Raw genomic sequence first — 4025 nt, 5'->3', positions numbered from 1 at the left:
TGATATTGGTTTAAATCCTCACTGTTACCTAATACGTCTTGCCAATATAATACTTTTTGCACGAATTGATTCAAAATATTCAAAATGAGTGAATATTATTCAGTTTGTGTTAAAAAATCAATCTCGTCGCGCAGCAGCGGAACAGTTATACCCCAAGTCTATGGCAACTACCCCATCATTTAACCGGTCTAAAGGCCATCAATGAAAAAATGCTCTCGGTTTTATAATGGTCAAGGTAGGTAAAGCCCGAGGGTTCAATGCGTTTTTGCCATTCGTGCAGCGTGCGCTGCCTGCCGCCCAAGAGTGCCATCATGACAATGTCCATGGTTTTATTCGGATGCGGCAAATCATCTTCAGGCAGAACCTGTTCGGCAATAAACAGCATGGCTTCAGGGGGCATTTGCCGGCAGCAATTGCTTAAAATCTGATGCATCATCTCGTCATTGAAATCATGCAAGACCCCCTTAAACAGGTAGGCGTCGGCCTGAGGGATGGTTTTAAGGAAATCCCCGCCCTGCAATTGAACATTGGCAGGGAAAGCGCTCGTGTTTAACTGGCCAATGACCTGCGGGGAGTCGAATAAAATGACGTTGACTTCAGGATGTTTTAACGCAATGGCTTTAGCGAGGCCGCCTAAGCCGCCGCCCATATCCGCTAAAGAGCGGAAGGCGGAAAAATCATAGGCTTTGGCGATGGCGCCGTCATCGTAAGTCGATAATTTAGCCATGCCCCGGTCAAAATTACGTTGTTTTTCAGGGTGTTCGCTTAAAAAATGGAAAAAATCATCCCCATGCTGTTCACGAAAGCCGGCTTCGCCGGTTTTTAAACTCTGGTCAAGGGATGAAAAGGCTTGCCACCAGCTGTCATCCACCATGCACAGCACATCGCGTATAGAGTGCGGATCATCATCACGCAAGGGCCTGGACAACTCCGTTAACGCGTAAGCGCCGTCCTGATGGTGAAAAAGCTGGTAGGCTGAGAGAAAACGAAGCATGCGATCCAGCAATTCAGGCTGAGTCCCCGTGGCCTCTGCCAGATCGCTCAATTGGGTGGGCTCAGATGACATGTAATTGGCAACGCCCAGTTTAGCCACGGTATGAATCGCTCGGGAGACAACATACCAGCGGGACATCGCGGCTAATTGCACATGTGGTTGGTCCTGTTGCTGCATCTTCATGTCCTTTTGTTAGAAATTTACTAAAATGCTATAGTCACAGGCAAAAACCATGCTAACTTTAGCAGATTGCTTCCTGATTATTGTAGAATGATCCCTGTAACTTAGCATGAAAGCCAGCGAATTATCGTTTCTATCATTAAAACATTATGAAAAGGCCATCGCGATAGCGATTGTGGTTATCTTCGCCATTTTAACGGCGTATGAGCTTTATAGTCTTTTTAAACCACTGGATAGACAGCTCCTGAGTACCCAAGCAGCCCCAAAGGTTACAGAACAATCCATTATCCCCCGTTCACCGGTGTTTACGGCCCCTTTATTCGGTGATTATGTGCCGGTGAGCATGGATGAAACCATCAAGCAGTCCATGCTCGATGTGGACCTTGTCGGAATTATGTATTCCACAGCACCAGAGGATTCGCAGGTACTGCTCCGCTCCGGGGGAGGGGAGGAAAAATCCTACCGTGTAGGCGATACTTTGCCGGGCGGGGCGGTGATTAAACGCATTGGCCAGGATGGCATCGTCGTTTTGCATAATGGTACACTTGAGAGCTTAAGTTTGCCTAAGAATGAACTGCGCTTCGAAGAACCGGCGAAGCCTTTATTAGAGGAATAACCTATGTGGGCAGGTTTTCGTGCGGCTATGGCCCTGTTGTTAATCTTGTCTTTAGCTGCTTGTGTCAATTACACCAATTTATATCGTGGTATTGCCGATTTCAGGGCGGAAGAATACCGTGCGGCCTTTATTCGTTTAAAACCCGAAGCCTTAAAAGGCCAACCCGATGCTCAATACGCCATCGGCTACATGTACTACTATGGGCAAGGGGTGGTCGAAGACCGCAAAAAAGCCTGGGTTTGGATTAACCGCGCGGCACGCGCAGGCCAACCCGATGCCATCAAAGCCTTAGCCATTTTAACCCAACCGCCACCACCACCAAAAAAATCACGAAACTTTGCGGCCGCAAGCCGTCGACTGGGTTAAAAGGATCGGCTACTGGTTTTGCAGGCCATGGTCTTGCTCGAAGCCTCTTCCTCCTTGGAGGATGAAGCCGGAGCGAAAAACTGTGGCGCATGCGACCCAGTCTCGGCAGGCGGTTTTTTGTTTTGGATAAGCGGTTCTGCCAGCGGCATTGGAGAAATACCCTGTTTCTGCATGGTATTGCTTAATTTCTTCGCAAGCTTGGTAAAGAACAGCCCGCCTTCCTGGGATCCACTGACAAGATTATTTAACATATCCCCCGCGACGGACGTAATCAGCGTCTGCCATTCCTTTAAGGAAATCTTGTCTATCAGCTTATCAGCGAGTAAGTCCAGTATTTTATAGCTTTTATTCTTAAGTAACCAAAACAGCACACATTTGTCGAGGTGGTGGTGCTCTAATGATTGCCCCGGATGTTCAAGCCAGGTTGATAAGGGAATCTGGTCAATGAGAGAAGGGTGCCCTTCCAATAAGAATAGAATAAATTGCCGACCCGCTGCGGTCGTGGAGAACCAGTAAAGCGGTGTGGTATTAAGAAAACCGGAACCATACCACGCGTTGGCAGGGATTTGCGTAATCAAGTGGGGGTTTGCAGTCAATAAGCGGATAAGAAAATCATTATAATTATAATTAGCGGCTAAATGGTGAATCATAGAGCCTTTATGGCTTCGCCGGTAGAGGATTTCCGGTTTGATGTTGAAAGCTAAATCAGGGTATTGCTGCAGAAGCCTGTCTAAAATCGGGCTGCCCTCGAAGGCTAAGCTTTCAAGTGGAGTCAGTGTCTGATTGAACAGACGGGTTTCTTTAAGCCAATATTCCAAAGGAATTTTAGCCAGTGATTCAGGATTTTTGTCAAGCCACCGTTTCAGCAGTTTGCATCCTTCGCGGCTAAAAAGCAGCGCATGCAACAGGGTAATCGAACACTTCGTGCCCTCTCGGATAACCATAAAATTTTCACGGCACAATTGCTCAGGTGAAAAGGATGGGGGGATGGAGCCGCTAAGGTAGTAAATTTGGTTGTAGAATGACTGGGTGAGCTCTTCAACATCCTGTAAATGGGGCTTGGCTTTAAATGGGGCAAGCATCAGGGCAACCCAGGGAGTCATGCGGGCCTCTTCAGCGATAGTGTATTCTTCAAACCACTCCATCAAGGGTATTTTCTCCAGGGCCTCACCCTGATTGGCCTGAGCCATGAGATCAAGAATGTTCGGACAGCCTACCGTTAAACGGAAGAGCAGTGATGTTCTCACTGGCCCATGCGCTGCTTTTGCAATCCATAATGACGTGGGAATAGACTTTAAAAGATCCGGGGTATGTTTTAATTGATGATGCAAAATATCCGTTGTTACCTCGTCTTCGCATAGAAAATAAAAAAGCGAACGCTCAAGCCCGAAGGTGTTGATGGTTATTGATAAGGTTTTAACCGTAAAAAGCTGTTTATAAATGTTATCCATTAAATTGGAGCCTAAGGCTTTTCTGATGCTGTTGTAATGGCTAAGCGAGTAGATGAACAAATTGGAGTATTGCCGTTTTTTGGTTGGGACGGGAATAGTCAACCAAATCGTCTCAAGCTCGGCGGAGTTAGCCAGCCGTTTATGAGCAAAAACAGTTTTTGCTCTCGCCGCCGCCACCAGATCACTGACCAGCGACTCAGGTGTATCCTTGCTCTCGGGGGCAGGAACTGGCTGCTTGCCTACTTTTTTGCTGATTTGATTAATTCGCTGCAAGGGAAGGCTCGATTGGTCTGGTTTAGTGGCGGAGCTTTGCGTTTTGATCATTTGTTTTTCAATGGCATTGGCTTGCTCGATTTTGCCGAGTTGTCTGAGACGGATGGCTTCGTTGTTCCAGTCTTGTGCCGAGGCGGGGGCTGTG

At 47.4% G+C, this 4025-nt stretch carries 4 protein-coding genes; 2 read left to right on the top strand and 2 right to left on the bottom strand.

All coding sequences use genetic code 11. From position 1 onward, the window contains the following. Positions 1-175: 175 nt before the first annotated feature. A complete protein-coding gene (locus Lery_RS03605; protein WP_058525895.1) occupies positions 176-1171 on the bottom strand; it encodes a methyltransferase in 996 nt (331 codons plus the stop codon). Between the two features lie 112 nt (positions 1172-1283). On the opposite strand from Lery_RS03605, the gene Lery_RS03600 reads away from it, so the two are divergent. Next, a complete protein-coding gene (locus tag Lery_RS03600) occupies positions 1284-1790 on the top strand; it encodes a type II secretion system protein N (RefSeq protein ID WP_058525894.1) in 507 nt (168 codons plus the stop codon). Between the two features lie 3 nt (positions 1791-1793). Then, positions 1794-2156, top strand: coding sequence for an SEL1-like repeat protein (locus Lery_RS03595; protein WP_058525893.1), 363 nt, complete (start codon positions 1794-1796; stop codon positions 2154-2156). On the opposite strand, the gene Lery_RS15420 is transcribed toward Lery_RS03595, so the two are convergent. Further along, on the bottom strand, positions 2153-4025 hold a 1873-nt coding region (locus Lery_RS15420; protein ID WP_162262940.1), incomplete at its 5' end, for a hypothetical protein. The two genes, Lery_RS03595 and Lery_RS15420, sit on opposite strands and share 4 nt — an antisense overlap.

This window comes from Legionella erythra, from assembly GCF_001467615.1.
Taxonomy (GTDB): domain Bacteria; phylum Pseudomonadota; class Gammaproteobacteria; order Legionellales; family Legionellaceae; genus Legionella_C; species Legionella_C erythra.
Note: the sequence above shows the minus strand (reverse complement) of the source record. Positions and strands in the feature narration are given on the sequence as shown.

Bases quoted from the DNA above. Each gene is read 5' to 3' on its own strand.
- Lery_RS03605 (WP_058525895.1), bottom strand. From the start codon at position 1,171: ATGCAGCAACAGGACCAACCACATGTGCAATTAGCCGCGATGTCCCGC.
- Lery_RS03600 (WP_058525894.1), top strand. From the start codon at position 1,284: ATGAAAGCCAGCGAATTATCGTTTCTATCATTAAAACATTATGAAAAG.
- Lery_RS03595 (WP_058525893.1), top strand. From the start codon at position 1,794: ATGTGGGCAGGTTTTCGTGCGGCTATGGCCCTGTTGTTAATCTTGTCT.